General features: G+C 68.3%; 15 protein-coding genes and 2 pseudogenes. 9 read left to right on the forward strand and 8 right to left on the reverse strand.

Features of this window, described 5'->3' with window-relative positions; genetic code table 11:
- Positions 1 to 567: 567 nt before the first annotated feature.
- Positions 568 to 1,308 carry a C40 family peptidase gene (locus tag VIM54_RS01005; protein ID WP_331898395.1) on the reverse strand — a complete coding sequence of 247 codons (741 nt, stop codon included), beginning with the start codon at positions 1,306 to 1,308 and terminating at the stop codon, positions 568 to 570.
- 197 nt (positions 1,309 to 1,505) lie between these two features.
- The gene (locus VIM54_RS01010; protein ID WP_331898396.1) at positions 1,506 to 2,198 is read right to left on the reverse strand and encodes a metal-dependent transcriptional regulator; all 693 of its coding nucleotides are present in this window, start codon (positions 2,196 to 2,198) and stop codon (positions 1,506 to 1,508) included.
- A gap of 105 nt (positions 2,199 to 2,303) precedes the next feature.
- On the opposite strand from VIM54_RS01010, the gene serC reads away from it, so the two are divergent.
- Together serC and VIM54_RS01020 are read left to right on the forward strand one after the other, a co-directional pair.
- Positions 2,304 to 3,416 (forward strand): phosphoserine transaminase, encoded by a 1,113-nt coding sequence (gene serC, locus VIM54_RS01015; protein ID WP_331898398.1) that lies wholly within the window; start codon positions 2,304 to 2,306, stop codon positions 3,414 to 3,416.
- Positions 3,417 to 3,491: 75 nt separating this feature from the next.
- Positions 3,492 to 3,653, forward strand: coding sequence for a DUF2530 domain-containing protein (locus VIM54_RS01020; protein ID WP_331898417.1), 162 nt, complete (start codon positions 3,492 to 3,494; stop codon positions 3,651 to 3,653).
- 183 nt (positions 3,654 to 3,836) lie between these two features.
- Here VIM54_RS01020 and VIM54_RS01025 read toward each other — a convergent pair.
- Positions 3,837 to 4,226 (reverse strand): annotated as a pseudogene (locus VIM54_RS01025) (DUF3027 domain-containing protein); the annotation flags it as partial.
- Complete coding sequence (locus VIM54_RS01030; protein WP_331898400.1) at positions 4,219 to 4,599, reverse strand: cold shock domain-containing protein; 381 nt, start codon at positions 4,597 to 4,599, stop codon at positions 4,219 to 4,221. The gene VIM54_RS01030 and the pseudogene VIM54_RS01025, both read right to left, overlap by 8 nt.
- An 87-nt stretch (positions 4,600 to 4,686) precedes the next feature.
- On the opposite strand from VIM54_RS01030, the gene VIM54_RS01035 reads away from it, so the two are divergent.
- From VIM54_RS01035 to VIM54_RS01045, 3 genes are all read left to right on the forward strand, one after another.
- Positions 4,687 to 4,968: a hypothetical protein gene (locus tag VIM54_RS01035; protein ID WP_331898402.1), complete on the forward strand. Its 282-nt coding sequence runs from the start codon at positions 4,687 to 4,689 to the stop codon at positions 4,966 to 4,968.
- Between the two features lie 48 nt (positions 4,969 to 5,016).
- The gene (locus VIM54_RS01040) at positions 5,017 to 6,891 is read left to right on the forward strand and encodes a helicase-associated domain-containing protein (protein WP_331898404.1); all 1,875 of its coding nucleotides are present in this window, start codon (positions 5,017 to 5,019) and stop codon (positions 6,889 to 6,891) included.
- A gap of 559 nt (positions 6,892 to 7,450) precedes the next feature.
- Complete coding sequence (locus VIM54_RS01045) at positions 7,451 to 9,118, forward strand: DNA repair helicase XPB (RefSeq protein ID WP_331898405.1); 1,668 nt, start codon at positions 7,451 to 7,453, stop codon at positions 9,116 to 9,118.
- Positions 9,119 to 9,278: 160 nt separating this feature from the next.
- Here the strand turns inward: VIM54_RS01045 and VIM54_RS01050 are convergent, their stop codons facing one another.
- The 3 genes from VIM54_RS01050 to VIM54_RS01060 are packed head-to-tail and all read right to left on the reverse strand — an operon-like array spanning position 9,279 to position 12,113.
- The gene (locus tag VIM54_RS01050; protein WP_331898406.1) at positions 9,279 to 10,019 is read right to left on the reverse strand and encodes a pyrimidine reductase family protein; all 741 of its coding nucleotides are present in this window, start codon (positions 10,017 to 10,019) and stop codon (positions 9,279 to 9,281) included.
- A 2-nt stretch (positions 10,020 to 10,021) separates the two neighbouring features.
- The gene (gene folP, locus VIM54_RS01055) at positions 10,022 to 10,828 is read right to left on the reverse strand and encodes a dihydropteroate synthase (protein WP_331898419.1); all 807 of its coding nucleotides are present in this window, start codon (positions 10,826 to 10,828) and stop codon (positions 10,022 to 10,024) included.
- 55 nt (positions 10,829 to 10,883) lie between these two features.
- Positions 10,884 to 12,113, reverse strand: coding sequence for an NAD(P)/FAD-dependent oxidoreductase (locus VIM54_RS01060; protein ID WP_331898408.1), 1,230 nt, complete (start codon positions 12,111 to 12,113; stop codon positions 10,884 to 10,886).
- 189 nt (positions 12,114 to 12,302) lie between these two features.
- Between VIM54_RS01060 and VIM54_RS01065 the strand changes: the two genes are divergently transcribed.
- The 4 genes from VIM54_RS01065 to VIM54_RS01080 all read left to right on the forward strand — a co-directional run bounded on the left by VIM54_RS01065 (position 12,303) and on the right by VIM54_RS01080 (position 15,345).
- A complete protein-coding gene (locus tag VIM54_RS01065) occupies positions 12,303 to 12,491 on the forward strand; it encodes a hypothetical protein (RefSeq protein WP_331898410.1) in 189 nt (62 codons plus the stop codon).
- Positions 12,492 to 12,549: 58 nt separating this feature from the next.
- The gene (locus VIM54_RS01070; protein WP_331898412.1) at positions 12,550 to 13,242 is read left to right on the forward strand and encodes a response regulator transcription factor; all 693 of its coding nucleotides are present in this window, start codon (positions 12,550 to 12,552) and stop codon (positions 13,240 to 13,242) included.
- 46 nt (positions 13,243 to 13,288) lie between these two features.
- A complete protein-coding gene (locus VIM54_RS01075) occupies positions 13,289 to 14,977 on the forward strand; it encodes a HAMP domain-containing sensor histidine kinase (RefSeq protein WP_331898413.1) in 1,689 nt (562 codons plus the stop codon).
- A gap of 80 nt (positions 14,978 to 15,057) precedes the next feature.
- Positions 15,058 to 15,345 carry a WXG100 family type VII secretion target gene (locus VIM54_RS01080; protein WP_331898415.1) on the forward strand — a complete coding sequence of 96 codons (288 nt, stop codon included), beginning with the start codon at positions 15,058 to 15,060 and terminating at the stop codon, positions 15,343 to 15,345.
- 76 nt (positions 15,346 to 15,421) lie between these two features.
- On the opposite strand, the pseudogene groEL reads toward VIM54_RS01080, so the two are convergent.
- A pseudogene (gene groEL, locus VIM54_RS01085) lies at positions 15,422 to 16,423 on the reverse strand (chaperonin GroEL); the annotation flags it as partial.

Genomic DNA, 16,423 nt, shown 5'->3' on the forward strand with positions numbered 1-16,423 from the left:
CGAGGGGCTCAAAGCCCGCGTTGAGGACCAGCGTGCGCATTCTCATCCTTTCGAAAACGCCTGGACGGCTTCCAGGCAGTTCGATGCACCCTGACGATCTGGGAGTTGGGAGAACGCGGCCAACAAAAAAGGCACTGTCGAAGACAGTGCCTAACTCGATGGCGCGAGGGTGACCACGCGCCGCTGACTGCAGTGCCGTATGAAAAAGAGCGCGCGCGCATCCACGGATTGGATGGCTCTCGTTCCTGACATTGGCTCTCCCGAAATATCAACTCTCAGAATTGCAAGAATCTAAGGGTAACCCAGAATTTTGGCGCATTTGAGCCTTGGCGCGCCGCAGCGACAACCGTTAACCAGCCGTTAGCACGCCACGGCCCACCTCCACCGTCACTCAACCGTCACCAGGTGCTCGCCCCGGGCCCTCAGCCAGCACGTACTGACGGCTGACCGAGAGGGTGGGATGCCGACGGGCAGGCGGCTGGGGAGCAAGAGCCTCCCGGCAGGCACGCGCCGAGCTGATCGGCCGAGCATCCGGACGAGAAACCGGCGGAGCGAGACCGGCGGAAGCTAGATCCCTATGCGAACGAAGAAGACGTTGGTGGTCCAGATCTCCCGAACGCTGACCGCGCCGCCCGGCTTCGGCGCGTCGAGCACCATGTTGTTACCGGCGTAGATTCCGTCGTGGGCTCCGCCGTCGAAGATCACCAGGTCACCGGGGCGGGCGTCCGCGCGGGAGATCACGGTGCCGGACTGGCCCTGCACCCGGGCGTTGTGGGCGAGGCTGATGCCCACGTGGGAGTAGAGGAAGAGCACGAAGCCGGAGCAGTCGAACCCGGCCGGCGTCGACCCTCCGTAGACGTATGGCACGCCGATGTACTTCATGCCGTCGGCGAAGATGCCGTCGAGGCTGAACGAGGGCAGGCCCGGGTTGATGGCCGTGCCGCGCGCGGCGGCGACCGTCTTGACGGTTGCCGCCGCGGCCGCGACCTTCGCGGCGGAGGTGGCGGTGTAGGCGTCGCGCTCGACGGCGCCGATGGCCACGGCGGGAGTCACGGAGAGGGTCTGCGCGTTCTCGTGCACGAAGTTGAGCTGCTCGGTGGCGGCGGCAGTCTTCGCGGCATCCGCATTCTCGTTGGAGGCGTATGCCGGAATGGCGAGAGTGGCGATGAGGCCGGTCGAGACGGCGATGATCACGAGCTTGAGCGGGCCGCCGCGATGGCGAAGGCGCGAAAGACTCTTCTGCCTGGCCGGGGTTTCGAGCTTGGCGGGTAATTCTTGCGATGTTCCGCGTGGTTCTAGTTCGGTCAAGAGTTCGACTCCTGCGTCCCGACGACTCTAGGCAGTCGCCCCATCCCTTTCGCTCATCGAGTGCATTCTCGGAGGCTGCAGGGTGGTGATGAGACGTTGCAGTTCCGGGTCCAATTACCGCGTTTCGGGTGGTGTGGACCTGCCTAGGCTACGGGACCGTTACCTATTTGTCACCTTACGTTCACCGCGTGGGGAAATCAGATGCCCACGTAGACATGAATCGCGACCTCATTCGGCAGCTCGAGACCGTCTTCGTGACCCTCGACTTCGACGAGCACGTAGGAGCCCACGGCCGAGAAACTCGCCTTCGCTCCGGGCATCACGCCGGCCGCACGCAACTGCTCCAGCAGTTCCACCTCGTACTGCACCGGCTCGCCCAGGCGACGGATGACGCCCCTCACCGGTCCGACCGCTCCGAGCACGTAGTTGACGATATTCACCACGCCATCGGAGAACTGGCCCACCGGCTGGTCACCCAGCTCGTCGAGGCCCGGGATGGGGTTGCCGTACGGGGAGTGGGTGGGGTGCTCGAGCAGCTCGATGATGCGTCGCTCCACCGATTCGCTCATCACGTGCTCCCAGCGGCAGGCCTCCTCGTGAACGAGGGTCCAGTCCAGGCCGATCACGTCGGCGAGGAGCCGCTCGGCCAGGCGGTGCTTGCGCATCACGTGCACGGCCTTGCTGCGGCCTTCCGGCGTGAGCGCGAGGTGGCGATCGCCCTCCACGACGACGAGGCCGTCGCGTTCCATGCGTCCAACCGTCTGCGAGACGGTGGGGCCGGAGTGCCCGAGTCGCTCGCTGATGCGCGCGCGCAGAGGAAAAATGTTCTCTTCTTCGAGCTCGTAGATGGTGCGCAGATACATCTCTGTGGTGTCAATGAGATCGACCATCGTCGCCTCCAGCTCGTGCGTGCATCTCAGGTAAGCCTAACCTGCGCCCGCTCGGCAGAATTCCTGCGCCACGGGCGGCGAAGGACCGGCAATAGACTTGGCGACATGCCGGAATTGACGATCCCCACCGACCTCCTGCCCATCGATGGACGCTTCGGCTGCGGCCCGTCCAAGGTTCGGCCGGAACAGCTCGCCTACCTGACCGGTGCCGGGGCGGCCATCATCGGCACCTCGCATCGCCAGGCGCCCGTGAAGAACCTCGTCGGCCGGGTGCAGGCCGGCCTCGCCGACCTGTTCAGCATCCCCGACGGCTACGAGGTCGTGCTCGGCAACGGCGGCTCCACCGCCTTCTGGGATGCCGCCGCGTTTTCGCTCATCGAGAAGCGCAGTGAGAACCTCACCTTCGGCGAATTCGGCGCCAAGTTCGCGCAGGCGGCATCCGCCCCGTTCCTGAAAGCGCCTCGCGTGATCGACGCCCCGGCCGGGTCGCGCAGCGAGGTCGAGGTCGCGTCGGGCATCGACGTTTACGCGTGGCCGCACAACGAGACGTCCACCGGAGTCATGGCCCCGGTCACCCGCGTTGCCGGGGACGCCGGAGCGCTCACCGTGATCGACGCCACGAGCGCGGCCGGCGGCATCGACTTCGACGCGGCGCAGGCCGACGTCTACTACTTTGCACCCCAGAAGAACTTCGCCTCGGACGGCGGCCTCTGGCTCGGCCTCTTCTCCCCCGCCGCGCTCGAGCGCGTCGAGCGCATCGCGGCGAGCGACCGCTGGATCCCCGAGTTCCTCAGCCTGAAGAACGCCGTGGACAACTCGCGCCTCAAGCAGACTCTCAACACCCCGGCGCTGTCCACGCTGCTGCTGCTCGAGAACCAGATCGAGTGGATCAATGGCAACGGCGGGCTGAAGTGGGCGAGCGCGCGCACGGCCGAATCGTCATCCGCCCTCTACGACTGGGCGACCGCCACCGAGTACGCCGCCCCGTTCGTGCAGAACCCGGAGCACCGCTCGCAGGTGGTCGTGACGATCGACTTCGATCCGTCGATCGATGCCGCGGCCGTCGCCAAGACGCTGCGCGCCAACGGGATCGTCGACACCGAGCCCTACCGCAAGCTCGGACGCAACCAGCTGCGCGTGGCCACCTTCACCGCGATCGACCCGGATGACGTGCGCAAGCTGATCGCGTGCATCGAGTTCGTCGTGGAAGGCCTCTAGCCCGTGCGGCTCTGGCTGAAGGACTCCGAGCGCCGGCCGGATCCGTCGCCCGCGAAGACCGACGACCGCAAGGCGATGCTCGTGGGCGTGAGCCTGTGGCTAGTAGCTCTTGTCGTGCTCCTGGCCGTACTCCGGCCACTCCTCGCCGCCGGCAACGGCCTCTGGCTGTGGACCTGCGCCGTCGGACTCGCCCTCGGACTCGTCGGCATCCTCTACACGAACTGGCGCCACACCTAACTCGAGCTCGTCGTCGTCGTCGATGTGATCGTCGAGCGAGTTGCCCAGCTCGGGGTCGACCGCCTCGTCGATGTCGACGCCGTCGAGGTCCCCGCCGTGCAGCACATCGCTGCCGAGGTCGTCGTCGTCATCATCTTCGTCGTCGTCGTCGTCGTCATCGTCGTCATCGTCGTCTTGATCGTCGTCATCGTCGTCATCGTCGTCGTCGTCGTCCGACTCGTCAGCCTCGGTCCCGTCCTCGGCCGCCTGAAGGTCGGCGAGGCGGTCCACCCACGGAATCCAGGCGGGCGACAGCAGCGCGTCATCCCCCGGCGTGAGCTCGGTCTCGAGCGCGCTCGCCTCGCCGTCGACGTGGGCGATGCTCACCGTCCAGCGCCAGCCGGGGTAACCGGCCAGCATGGTCTCGAAGTAGACGGTGACCACGCCGTCGCCCAGGTCGATTGACCCGGCCGGCGCCCCGACCGAGGCGGCCGACGTGATCTCGAGCAGGGCCGTGCGGCCCAGTTCGAAGTCGGCCGGCGTCGCCGAGGTCGACCCCGTGCTCGACTCAGGCATCACACTCGACTCAGGCATCCAGCTCGTCCGCGACCTTGCGCAACATCGCGGCAATCGTCTTGCCGTGCTTGTTGTCGGGGTAACGACCTCGCTTGAGGTTCGTGCCGACGCCGTCGAGGAGCTTGACGAGGTCTTCGATGATGACCGCCATGTCGTCGGCTGGCTTGCGGCTCAGCTTGACGAGGCTCGGCGGAGCCTCCAATATCCGAACCGAGAGCGCCTGGGCGCCCCGCTTGCCGTCGGCGATGCCGAACTCGAGCTTGGTTCCGGCCTTGACCGTGGTTCCCGCTGGGAGGGCGGACGCGTGCAGGAAGACTTCCTGGCCGTCATCGGAACTGATGAAGCCGAAGCCCTTCTCGTCGTCGTAAAACTTGACCTTGCCGGTTGGCATGGCAATACCTCTTTCGCTTGGACCTAGCTGTAAGCCTACGGGCAGTCGGGGGGCCTTATCCTTGTCACTGTGGCAAAAGAAACCCCAGTGACCATTCATCGTAACGAACGCGTGCTCGCGTACATGATCGTGGCCGTGATCGCCGTCGCCATCATCGACCTCATCGGGGTGCTCATCGCCGCCGCGGCTGGAGCCAAATCCATCTGGCCGATCTTCGGGGTCTTGCCGCTCGTCGGACTTCCGCTGGGAATCCTGCTCATCGTGGCACTCACCGTGATCAGCGCCCGTCGGCGCAGTGCGGAGGCCAGGGCCCAGCTCGAGGCCGAACGGTCAGCCAAGCCCAAGCCACGACCCAAGTCCAAGAAGTAGCCCAACCGACCGGCGACGCCGCCGGACATCGACTCACATTGAGGGCCTATGAGCAACACCCTGTCGCTCGCCTCACGGCTCCGCGCCATGTCGGATGCGGAACTCGCGCGGGCGATGAACGAACGAGGCGTCGGAGCATCCGGGATCAAGGATTTCTTCGACCTCGCCGAGGCGTTTCTCGACCGGGCGTCGATCCAGCAGACCCTGACCAGGCTTGACCGGCAGACCCTCGCGGTGCTCGCGGCCGCCGGCCAGCTCACCGACGAGACCGGAGACGCTCCCGGCCACGCTCAGGTCGAGGCCCGACTGGCCTCGATCGCGGGCAGCGCCCCCACCCTCGAGGTGATCGGCGAACGCTCGGACAAGGCACGCGCCATGCTGCTGCTCGAGGAAGACCCGCTGCGGCTCGCCGCCTACGACGGCGTACGCGAGCAGCTGCGATCGTGGCCGGCCTTCGGCCTTCCCGGCCTCGCCGACCTCGCCCTCGCGACCCCGCCCGCCGCGCTCGAACCTGTACCAGACGTCGACCGGAGATTCATCGACCGGCTGGGCGCCGAACGCGCCTTCGCCGCCACGACCGCGATCACCGAACTCCTCGTCGAGATCGAACGCGATCCGGCCCGCGAGCTCGCCAAGGGCGGAGTGGCACTGCCGGACAGCAAGCGGCTCGCCAACGCGATGTCCGTGGATCTCGAGTCGGTCGCGAACCTCCTCGCCGTGGCCGACCGGGCCGAACTAGTGGCCCGCGAGACCGGATCCTGGATGATCACCGAGGCCGGGGCGTCCTGGCTGCTCGAATCCTCGGGTTCCCGCTGGGCCGCGCTCGCCGGCGCCTGGTTCGGCCACCTGCCCGGCGACATCCGCACCCTCCTCGGCGAGCGCACCCACGCCGTGTGGGGCCGGGGGCTGAGAGGCTACGTCGACTGGCTGTACCCGGCGGGCGGCGACTGGATGGACGAACGCATCACGGTATACACGCGCGACGCCGAGCTGCTCGGCATCACGGCGAACCAGGCCCCCACCGGGCCTGGTTTCCTGCTGCTCGGCGACGGCCTGGACGACGCGGCGGCCGCCATGGCGGCCCTGCTTCCCGCGGAGGTGGAGCAGGTGTACCTGCAGCACGACCTCTCGGTCGTGGCGCCCGGGCCGCTCACTCCCCGGGTGGATGCCCGGCTGCGGTCGATCGCGGACGCCGAGAGCCGCGCCCTCGCCTCCAGCTATCGCGTGTCCACCTCGAGCGTCAACCGGGCGATGGCCTCGGGCGACACGGCCGAGTCGATCCTGGACTTCCTGCGCAGCATCTCGCTCACCGGCATCCCGCAGCCGCTCGACTACCTCGTCGGCGAGGCCGCGACCCGCTACGGACAGGTGCGGGTGGGCGTGGTCGATGAGCCCGGCACCGAGGCGAGGAGCTATCTGCGGTCCGACGACGAGCACCTGCTCGGCACGATCATGGTCGATCAGAACCTGTCGGCGCTCGGTCTTGCGCGCCTCGGCGCCGGGCGCCTGGAGAGCCGGTTCTCGCGCGACGTCGTGTTCTGGTCGCTCAGCGACGCGCGCTACCCGATCGCGGCCGAGGATGCGGCCGGGGAGATCATCGCCCTCCGACGGCAGCGCACCGCACGGTCTACGGCCACCGGCGCGGTCAACCCCGTCGAGACGCTGATCGAACGCCTTCGGCTCGTCGGCGAGCCGGAGGAGGGCGGGGCCAGCCAGGCCTGGCTCATCCGCCAGCTCGACGTGGCGATCAAGGCACGGGCCGCACTGACGGTGAGCGTGAGCATGCCCAACGGCTCGGTGATCGACTACCAGCTTGAGCCGACGAGCGTGGCCGGCGGGCGGCTGCGCGGGCGGGACAAGAAGTCCGCAATCGAGCGCACCCTGCCGCTCGCGAGCATCGCCGGGCTCGGCCCCGCGCTCTGAGTTCGGCGACCTCGCGCTTTCCCTGGCGTCGTCACGCCATTCCGCCACCCCCTGCTCCCTGGCTCCCTGGCTCCCTGGCTCCCTGGCTCCCCTGCTCCCTGGCTCCCCTGCTCCCTGCTCCCTGCTCCCTGCTCCCTGCTCCCTGCTCATATCTCAGGCTGTTTGCGCAGCGACGAGGTTGAGGCGCCGGTAATGCGGGGGGCGCCGCCGCTCGGCCCGCCAAATAGCCTGAGTTGTGCACAAGCGCTGGACGATCTCGGCAGTCATCCCCGGTGCTATACCCGGTGCGGCGTCGTGCGGCCAGCAGCACTGCCAGCCGCGCGCAACCCGAGCGGGCCGGGCCGCTGGCTGCGCATAACTCAGGCTGATATCGGCGCCGGCCAGGTCGCGCCCCGCGAATCCGAGCGCCGGATGCCCCGGCCGCTAGAACAGCCTGAGTTGTGCACACAGGGGGGCGGAAGGCACGCAGGCAACCCGGAAGAGAGCGGGGCGGAGACTATCCGGTCGGGCGGTGGCCCGAGCCGTCGGCGTTGCCAGCACCGTGACCTAGGCTTGTCGGGTGAATACGGCAGCGGGTCCCCTGATAGTGCAGAGCGACCGAACCGTTCTCCTGGAGGTCGCGCACCCCGACGCCGAGGACGCCAGGCACGACCTCGCGGTGTTCGCCGAACTCGAACGCGCGCCCGAGCACATCCACACCTACCGCATCACGCGGCTCGGCCTGTGGAACGCCCGCGCGGCCGGCCACACCGCCGCGAACATGCTCGCGACGCTCGAGAAGTACTCCAAGTTCGACATACCGCAGAGCGTGATCGTCGACATCGGCGAGACCGTCGGCCGCTACGGCCGGCTCGTGATCGAGCGAGACGACGCCGGCACCCTCATCCTGCGGTCGACGGATGCCGCGGTGCTGAGCGAGATCGTGCGGGCCAAGCGAATCGCGCCTCTGCTGTTCCTGCCGGACGACCAGAAGGGACGCGGACCGGCGATCGACCGCTACGAGATCCAGACCTGGGCGCGCGGGCAGGTGAAGCAGGAGCTCGTTAAGCTCGGCTGGCCGGCCGAGGACCTCGCCGGCTACACACCGGGCACCCCGCACGAGATCGCCCTCGACGAGAGGGAGTGGTCGCTGCGCGAATACCAGAACCAGGCCGTGGCGAGTTTCGTCGACGGAGGTTCCGGCGTGGTCGTCCTCCCCTGCGGGGCGGGCAAGACCCTCGTGGGCGCCGGGGCGATGGCCACGGTGAAGACCACCACCCTCATCCTCGTCACCAACACCGTCTCCGCCCGGCAGTGGCGCAGCGAGCTGCTGCGGCGCACGAGCCTCACCGAGGACGAGATCGGCGAATACTCCGGCCAGGTCAAGGAGGTGAAGCCGGTGACGATCGCCACGTACCAGATCCTCACCGCCAAGCGGAAGGGCGAATACGCCCACCTCGCGCTACTGAACGCCCTCGACTGGGGTCTCGTGATCTACGACGAGGTGCACCTGCTTCCCGCGCCCGTGTTCAAGCTCACCGCCGAGCTGCAGGCCCGCCGTCGGCTGGGCCTCACCGCCACGCTCGTGCGCGAGGATGGCCGCGAGGGCGACGTCTTCAGCCTCATCGGGCCCAAGCGGTTCGATGCCCCGTGGAAGGAGATCGAGGCCCAGGGCTTCATCTCCCCCGCATCCTGCTTCGAGGTGCGGATCGACCTGCCGCAGCAGGAGAGGCTCGAGTACGCGGCATCCGCGGACGACGAGCGTTACCGGCTCGCGGCGACCGCCCCGGCAAAGCTCTCCGTGGTGAAGGAGCTGGTGAAGAAGCACGAGGGCGAGCGCATCCTCGTGATCGGCCAGTACCTCGACCAGATCGACATGCTCGCCGAGGCACTGGGCGCGCCCAAACTCACCGGCTCGACCCCGATCGAGGAACGCGAGCGGCTCTACCAGGAGTTCCGCGACGGCGTCACGAAGATTCTCGTGGTGTCGAAGGTCGCCAACTTCTCGGTGGACCTGCCGGAGGCCACGGTCGCCATCCAGGTCTCCGGGTCGTTCGGTTCGCGGCAGGAGGAGGCCCAGCGCCTCGGCCGGCTGCTGCGCCCGAAGGAGTCCGGCCTGCCGGCCAACTTCTACACCCTCGTCGCACGCGACACCGTCGACCAGGACTTCGCCCAGAACCGGCAGCGTTTTCTCGCCGAACAGGGCTACAGCTACACGATCCTGGACAGCGACAACCTCGCCGCCTGACGCGTCAGCGCCGTCCCGCGCGCCGGCTTCTCCTCCGAAAACGCAGGAGATCCGTTCCCGATACGCGCGCCACGGCCAATTCCGGCCGGTTGACCGCGAAATCTCCTGCGTTTTCGGAGGGGACGGGTTCGGAGGGGACGGGTTCGGAGAGGACCGGGCGTCAGCGCGCGCGGAGGTAGCGCAGCAGCAGCGCGCCCTCCGAGTGGAGCACCTGCGCGAGGCTGAGGTCGCGAGCGGCGTCGAGCGGCCCTCGCGCGATGCGGCCGGAGTCGCCGGCCACGAGCAGCGGGCTCACGGTGAGGCACAGCTCGTCCACCCGGTCGGCCGCGAGCAGCGCCCCGAACAGCGACGGCCCGCCCTCGTTCAGCACCCTTCCCAGTCCACGGTCGGCCAGCGCGGAGACCATCGCCACGGCATCCACCGTTCGCTCGCCGGCCACCACCACGTCGGCGACCGGTTCGAAGCGGGCGCGCTGCTCGGCGGTGGAGCGCTCGGTCGTCACCACGATCGGGCGCACGGGCGCCTCCGTGAAGATCGGCGAGCCGGGGTCGAGGGCGAGGGCGCCGGAGACGATGGCGAACACCGGATGCGCCGGCCGCCCCCGTTCCGTGCGCCAGGCGGCGGACTCGGCGCTCACCAGCATCGGCCCGTAGCCCTCGGCGCGCACGGTTCCCGCCCCCACGAGCACCACGTCGCTCAGTCGCCGCAGCAGCTCGAACACCCTCTTGTCTGCCGCTCCCGACAGGCCGCCGGAGAGGCCGCCCGCCGTGGCGGCGCCATCGACGCTCGAGACGAAGTTGACGCGCAGCCAGCGCGCCGGGGTGGCCCCGAAGGCCTCGAGGAGGTCGTCGTCGCCCACCTCGGCGGCGGGTAGGGGCAGCAGCCTGTCGATTCGAGTCATGGTCAGCCCATGTTATGGCGCAGGTAGGCCGGCTCCCGCAGCCCGAGCACGGCCTCGGTCATCCGCACGGCGGCCACCGTTGCCGGCACATTGTGCATGCGCACGATCCTCGCGCCCTTCATGATGCAGATCACGGCAGCGGCGATCGAGCCCTCGAGCCGCCAGTCCTTTTCCCGGTCCAGCGTCTCGCCGATGAAGTCCTTGTTCGACACGGCCACGAGGGTCGGCAGGCCGATCGCCACGATCTCCTCGAGCCGCCGGGTGAGCTCGAGGGAGTGCAGGGTGTTCTTGTTGAGGTCGTGGCCCGGGTCGATGATGAGCCTCTCGAGGGGAACGCCGGATTCGACGGCGCGTTCGACCCGATCGCGAAGGAACTCGATCACCTCGGCGGTGACGTCGCCATACTCGGGGCGCGGCGGCTCGCTGCGCGGCGGGGCGAGGCTGTGGGTGAGCACGAGCGTCGCCGAACTCTCGGCGATCACTCCGGCCATCCGTGGGTCGTACAGCCCGCTCGTGTCGTTGATCACGCCGGCGCCCGCCTGGATGCTGAGCCTGGCCACCTCGGCGTTGAAGGTGTCGACCGAGATCACCACGTCGGAGGCCGAGCGGATGGCGGCGACGACGGGAACGACCCGCTCGATCTCCTCCTCCAGTGTCACAACCGGTCCCCGACCGAACGGCACGCCGCCGATGTCCACGAGGTCCGCGCCATCGGATGCCGCGGTGAGAGCCGCCTCCACGGCGCGGTCGAGGGCGAAGGTCGCGCCCCGGTCGTAGAACGAGTCCGGGGTGCGGTTGACGATCCCCATGACCGCGACCTCCCGGCCGAAGTCGAACGAACGCGAGCCGAGTGTTCGCCGCACGTCAGAGGCTCTCGAGCGCGATCGACTCGTCGGCGAGCCTCGCCGGATCGACCGTGTTCGCGCGGCGGATGATCCCCTGCACGGCCTCGTTCACGTCCCACACGTTCACGTTCATGCCGGCCACGACCCTGCCGCCGGCGAGCCAGAAGGCGATGAACTCCCGCTTGGCTCGATCGCCGCGGTAGACGACCGTGGCTCCCTTCGTGAGCGGCCCGTAGCCGGAGTACTCCATGCCGAGGTCGAACTGGTCGGTGTAGAAGTACGGGATGTCGTCGAATGACACGGTCTGGCCGAGCATCGACCGCCCCGCGGCGGCCCCGCTGCCGAGCGCGTTCGCCCAGTGCTCGCTGCGCAGCCGCTGGCCGATCACCGGGTGGAACGCGTTGGCCACGTCTCCCGCGGCGAAGATGCGCTCGTCGCTCGTGCGGAGCGCGGCATCCGCAAGCACCCCGTTGTCGGTTTCGAGGCCCGCGGCCCTCGCCAGTTCCACGTTCGGCACCGCCCCGATCCCGACGAGAACGAGGTCGGCCGCGATGGTCTCGCCCCCGGCGAGCACGACGCCGGTGATTCGGCCATCCGTTCCGTCGATCGAGTCCACCACCACGGACCGGCGCAGAACGACGCCGTGCTCGAGGTGCAGCTCGGCGAACATCGTGCCCAGCTCGTCGCCGACCGCGGTCGTGAGCGGGATCGCGTCGCGTTCCAGGATCGTCACGTCGTTTCCGAGCGTGCGGGCGGTCGCGGCCACCTCCATGCCGATCCAGCCGGAGCCGATCAGCACGAGCCGCCTGCCGCCTTCCTTCAGCTCGGCGCGCAGGGCCTCCGAGTCGTCGATCGTGCGCAGGTAGTGCACCCCGTCGAGGTCGGCACCGGGTATCGCCAGCCGTCGAGGCGTCGACCCGGTCGCGAGAAGCAGGGCGTCGTAGTCGACCCGTTCGCCGTCGGCGAGCGTTACGCTGCGGCCGGCGGGGTCGAGGGAGGCGACGACGCTGCCCGTGGTGACCTCCACGCCGTTCTCGTCGTACCAGGCGTGGGGATGCACGAAGACGGTGTCGATCGGGTCCTTGCCGCTGAGGTAGTCCTTGGAGAGCGGCGGGCGGATGTACGGGTGGTGCCGTTCGCCGGCGAACAGCCGGATGCGCCCCTCGAATCCCCCCGCGCGCAGGGCCTCGGCGGCCGACGCACCGGCCAGCCCGCCGCCAACGACGATGAAGCTCTCTTGAGTGGTCATGTCCGCCTCTCGATTCGGTTCAGTTCGACCCTATGCCGGATGCGCCGCCGCGGCGCGGGCGACGGCCAACCGATTCAGGGCGAGAGGCGGCGAGCAGGAGCCCGAAGTCTCCGAGCGCCACGGATTCCGGCGCAGCCGATAGCGCTCGACGACGCCGGCTACGAGCCGACCGATGATGGGGCCGGCGGAATGATGCTGACCAACTGCCCGTTCCATCAACTGGCCGCGAGCCACACCGAGGTGATTTGCCAGGCGAACCCGGGACTCCTCCAGGGCGTCGCGGAGGGCGTGGGCGACGTCGACCACGACATCCGCTTCTCCCCCGCCGACGGCCGGTGCTGTGTGCACATCGCCGCCCGCGGCCGGGTGGAACGCTAGTGGGAAACCCCGCTAAAACACTCAGGATTCACCCAGCCAATGCGCAGATACTGGTGCCATGAGCGACGGCCCGAAAATTCTCATTGTCGATGACGAACCCAACATCCGCGACCTTCTCACCACGAGCCTGCGATTCGCCGGCTTCGCGGTGCGCGCGGTCGGCAATGGCGCGCAAGCCATCTCCGCCGTGCTGGAGGAGGAGCCCGACCTGATCATCCTCGACGTCATGCTGCCGGACATGAATGGTTTCGGGGTGACGAAGCGGCTCCGATCGAGCGGCTACACCTCCCCCATCCTGTTCCTCACGGCAAAGGACGACACCGAGGACAAGATCACCGGCCTCACCGTGGGCGGCGACGACTACGTCACCAAGCCCTTCAGTCTCGACGAGATCGTCGCGCGCATCAAGGCGATCCTGCGGCGCACGATGGCCGACGAAGAGGATGCCGTGATCCGCGCGGGTGAGCTCACCATGGACCAGGACACGCACGAGGTCACGATCGGCAACGAGCAGATCGAACTGAGCCCCACCGAGTTCAAGCTCCTGCGCTACCTCATGCTCAATCCCAACCGCGTGCTCTCCAAGGCGCAGATTCTCGACCACGTCTGGGAGTACGACTTCAACGGCGACGCCGGCATCGTGGAGAGCTACATCTCCTACCTGCGACGCAAGCTCGACCAGTATTCGGAGGAGCCGGTAATCCAGACCAAGCGAGGGTTCGGATACATGCTCAAGGCAGCCAGAATCTGACGGGGTACAGGGCGCGGCCAGTTTCTGGCCGTAACCTAGCCTTCTGATGCAGGATCAAGTCGCCGGCTGGTGGAGTTCCGTCTCCCTCCGCACCAAGATCACGGGTGTGACCGTGCTGCTCGTGACCCTCGGTCTGCTCGTCGCCGGCGTGGGCACGATGACGGTGCTGCGCAACTACCTGCTCGACGACGTGGATAAACGCATCGTCATCTCCGCCCAGAGCGTGACGTCGATCTCCGGAACCGGTTCATCCACGTGCGAGCAGACGGCCGGCCCCAACAACTACTTCTTCGCCGTGCTCGGACCCGACGGCGAATTCATCTGCAGCAACAAGAAGACCTCCGAGGACAAGCCGAACGTGGGCGACCTGTCGCTCAGCAGGGTGGTGCGCATGGCGGGCGCCCCGTTCACGGTCTGGGATTCCGATCACACGAGCCAGTGGCGGCTCGTGGCGATTCCGGTGAACGTGCCCAAGACCGGGGCGTTTCTCACCCTGATCGTGGGCCAGAGCCTCGACAACAACAACGACATCATCGGTCGGTTCCTCGCCATCTTCCTCGGCTTCGCGATCTCGGTGATCGTGCTCAGCGCCGCGCTCACCCGCCTGCTCGTCACGTCCACCTTCGCCCCCCTGCACGAGGTCGAGGCGACGGCCGCCGCGATCGCCGACGGCGACTTCAGCCAGCGACTCCCGGGCGCCACGCCCAACACCGAGGTCGGCCGGCTCAACCGTTCGCTCAACACCATGCTCAGCCGCATCGACCGTGCCTTCGCCGACCGCGCCCGCACGATCGACCAGATGCGCCGCTTCGTCGGCGACGCCAGCCACGAACTTCGCACGCCGCTCGTCTCCGTGCGAGGCTACGCCGAGCTGTACCGCATGGGCGCCCTGCAGAAGCCGGAGGATGTCGCCCAGGCGATGGAGCGCATCGAGAAGGAGGCGATCCGCATGGGCGGTCTCGTCGAGGACCTTCTCGAGCTGGCCAGAATCGACGAGGCCAAGCCGCTCAAGCTCGGGCCGGTCGACCTCGTGCCGATCGCGCACGACGCGGCCCTCGACGCCATGGCCTCCGCGCCCGACCGCGAGGTGACCGTGATCGTCTCCGACGCCCCGCCCGCCGAGGTGGAGCGCAAGGAGGAGCAGGAGGGCCAGCCGGTCGGCGCGACAGGGCCCATCGGCGCGACAGATCCCATCGGGGCGACCGGGCCCGCCGCGACCGGCCCCATCGCCTTCGCCGGGGCCCAGCTCGCACGACTTCGCCGACGCCCGGGCCGGGCCGGTACCCAGCGCGCCGCCACGCCCTCCGAGGTGCACCAGGCGACGGTGCGCTCCGCCCCGGCGGTGGTGCTCGCCGAGGAGAACAAGATCCGCCAGGTGGTGACCAACCTCATCGGCAACGCCATGCGCTTCACGCCGGCCGGCAGCCCGCTCGAGATCGTGGTGCACGTCGACCCGCAACAACGGGTGGGCATCCTCGACGTCGTCGACCACGGCGAGGGCATCCCGCCGCAGATCCGCGACAAGATCTTCCAGCGGTTCTGGCGGGCGGACACGTCACGCACCCGCGAGACCGGCGGCAGCGGCCTGGGGCTCGCGATCGTTTCCGGCATCATCGCCTCGCACAAGGGCCAGGTGCTCGTGCTCGAGACTCCGGGCGGCGGCGCGACGTTCCGCATCATCCTTCCCCTCCTCCCCGACGGCTTCACCGCCCCGGCTGCCCCCGCAGCCTCGTAGTCGCGCCCGCCGCGCGCCCCGACGCCGTACCGTTCGATCGACCGGGAGCACGCCCGGCAATCGAGATGAGGAGGCGCCACTTGCGCTACCAGGTAGACAGCGAGGCAGTGATCGGCGCGACAGCGACCGTTCGCAACAGCATCGCCCGCATCCAGGCCGAGGTGAACGGCCTGCACGGCCAACTCACCAACCTGCAGGGGTCGTGGTCCGGGCAGGCGGCGATGGCGTTCCAGTCGGCCGTGACCGAGTGGAAGTCCACGCAGCAGCGCATCGAGGAGAGCCTCGCTGCGCTCAGCCATGCGCTCGGGCAGGCGGGGCAGCAGTACGCGGAGATCGAGACCTCCAACGCCCGGCTGTTCGGTCGCTGACCGACAGGAAGCCGACGCAACAGAAAGCGGGCGGCCCCTCCTGAGAGGAACCGCCCGCTTGTCAGCTGCTATGGACTTAGAAGTCCATTCCGCCCGACGGGTCGCCCATGGGTGCGGCGGCCTTCTCCGGCTTGTCGGCGACGACGACCTCGGTGGTGAGGAACAAGCCGGCGATCGACGCTGCGTTGAGCAGCGCGGAACGGGTGACCTTCACCGGGTCGTTGATTCCGGCGGCGAGCATGTCGACGTACTCACCGGTCGCGGCGTTGAGGCCGTGACCGTTCGGCAGGTTGCGCACCTTCTCGGCCACGACTCCGGCCTCAAGCCCCGCGTTGAGCGCGATCTGCTTGAGCGGCGCGTCGACGGCGACCTTGACGATGTTCGCCCCGGTTGCCTCATCGCCGACGAGACCCGTGAGGGCCTCGCTTGCGAAGGCGACGGCACCGGCCTGGATGAGAGCGACGCCACCACCGGCGACGATACCCTCTTCGACGGCCGCCTTCGCGTTGCGAACGGCGTCCTCGATGCGGTGCTTGCGCTCCTTGAGCTCGACCTCGGTCGCGGCTCCGGCCTTGATGACGGCGACGCCACCGGCGAGCTTCGCGAGGCGCTCCTGGAGCTTCTCACGGTCGTAGTCGGAGTCGGTGTTGTCGATCTCGGCGCGGATCTGCTTGACGCGACCGGCGATGGCGTCGGGGTCACCGGCTCCCTCGACGATCGTGGTCTCGTCCTTGGTGATGACGACCTTGCGGGCACGGCCGAGCAGGTCGAGGGTGGCGTTCTCGAGCTTGAGTCCGACCTCCTCGGAGATGACCTGGCCACCGGTGAGGATGGCGATGTCCTGCAGCTGCGCCTTGCGACGGTCGCCGAAGCCCGGGGCCTTGACGGCGACGGACTTGAAGATGCCGCGGATCTTGTTCACGACGAGGGTCGCGAGGGCTTCGCCGTCAACGTCCTCGGCGATGATGAGCAGCTGCTTGCCGCTCTGGATCACCTTGTCGACGATCGGGAGCAGATCCTTGATGTTCGAGATCTTGCTGTTGACGATCAGGATGTAGGGATCCTCGAAGACCGCCTA

The sequence above is a fragment of the Lacisediminihabitans sp. genome (assembly GCF_036569425.1).
Classification (GTDB): Bacteria; Actinomycetota; Actinomycetes; order Actinomycetales; family Microbacteriaceae; genus Lacisediminihabitans.

Coding starts and splice junctions, on each gene's coding strand:
- VIM54_RS01010 (WP_331898396.1), bottom strand. CDS start 2,198: ATGGTCGATCTCATTGACACCACAGAGATGTATCTGCGCACCATCTAC.
- serC (WP_331898398.1), top strand. CDS start 2,304: ATGCCGGAATTGACGATCCCCACCGACCTCCTGCCCATCGATGGACGC.
- VIM54_RS01020 (WP_331898417.1), top strand. CDS start 3,492: ATGCTCGTGGGCGTGAGCCTGTGGCTAGTAGCTCTTGTCGTGCTCCTG.
- VIM54_RS01030 (WP_331898400.1), bottom strand. CDS start 4,599: ATGCCAACCGGCAAGGTCAAGTTTTACGACGACGAGAAGGGCTTCGGC.
- VIM54_RS01040 (WP_331898404.1), top strand. CDS start 5,017: ATGAGCAACACCCTGTCGCTCGCCTCACGGCTCCGCGCCATGTCGGAT.
- VIM54_RS01050 (WP_331898406.1), bottom strand. CDS start 10,019: ATGACTCGAATCGACAGGCTGCTGCCCCTACCCGCCGCCGAGGTGGGC.
- folP (WP_331898419.1), bottom strand. CDS start 10,828: ATGGGGATCGTCAACCGCACCCCGGACTCGTTCTACGACCGGGGCGCG.
- VIM54_RS01060 (WP_331898408.1), bottom strand. CDS start 12,113: ATGACCACTCAAGAGAGCTTCATCGTCGTTGGCGGCGGGCTGGCCGGT.
- VIM54_RS01065 (WP_331898410.1), top strand. CDS start 12,303: ATGATGCTGACCAACTGCCCGTTCCATCAACTGGCCGCGAGCCACACC.
- VIM54_RS01070 (WP_331898412.1), top strand. CDS start 12,550: ATGAGCGACGGCCCGAAAATTCTCATTGTCGATGACGAACCCAACATC.
- VIM54_RS01075 (WP_331898413.1), top strand. CDS start 13,289: ATGCAGGATCAAGTCGCCGGCTGGTGGAGTTCCGTCTCCCTCCGCACC.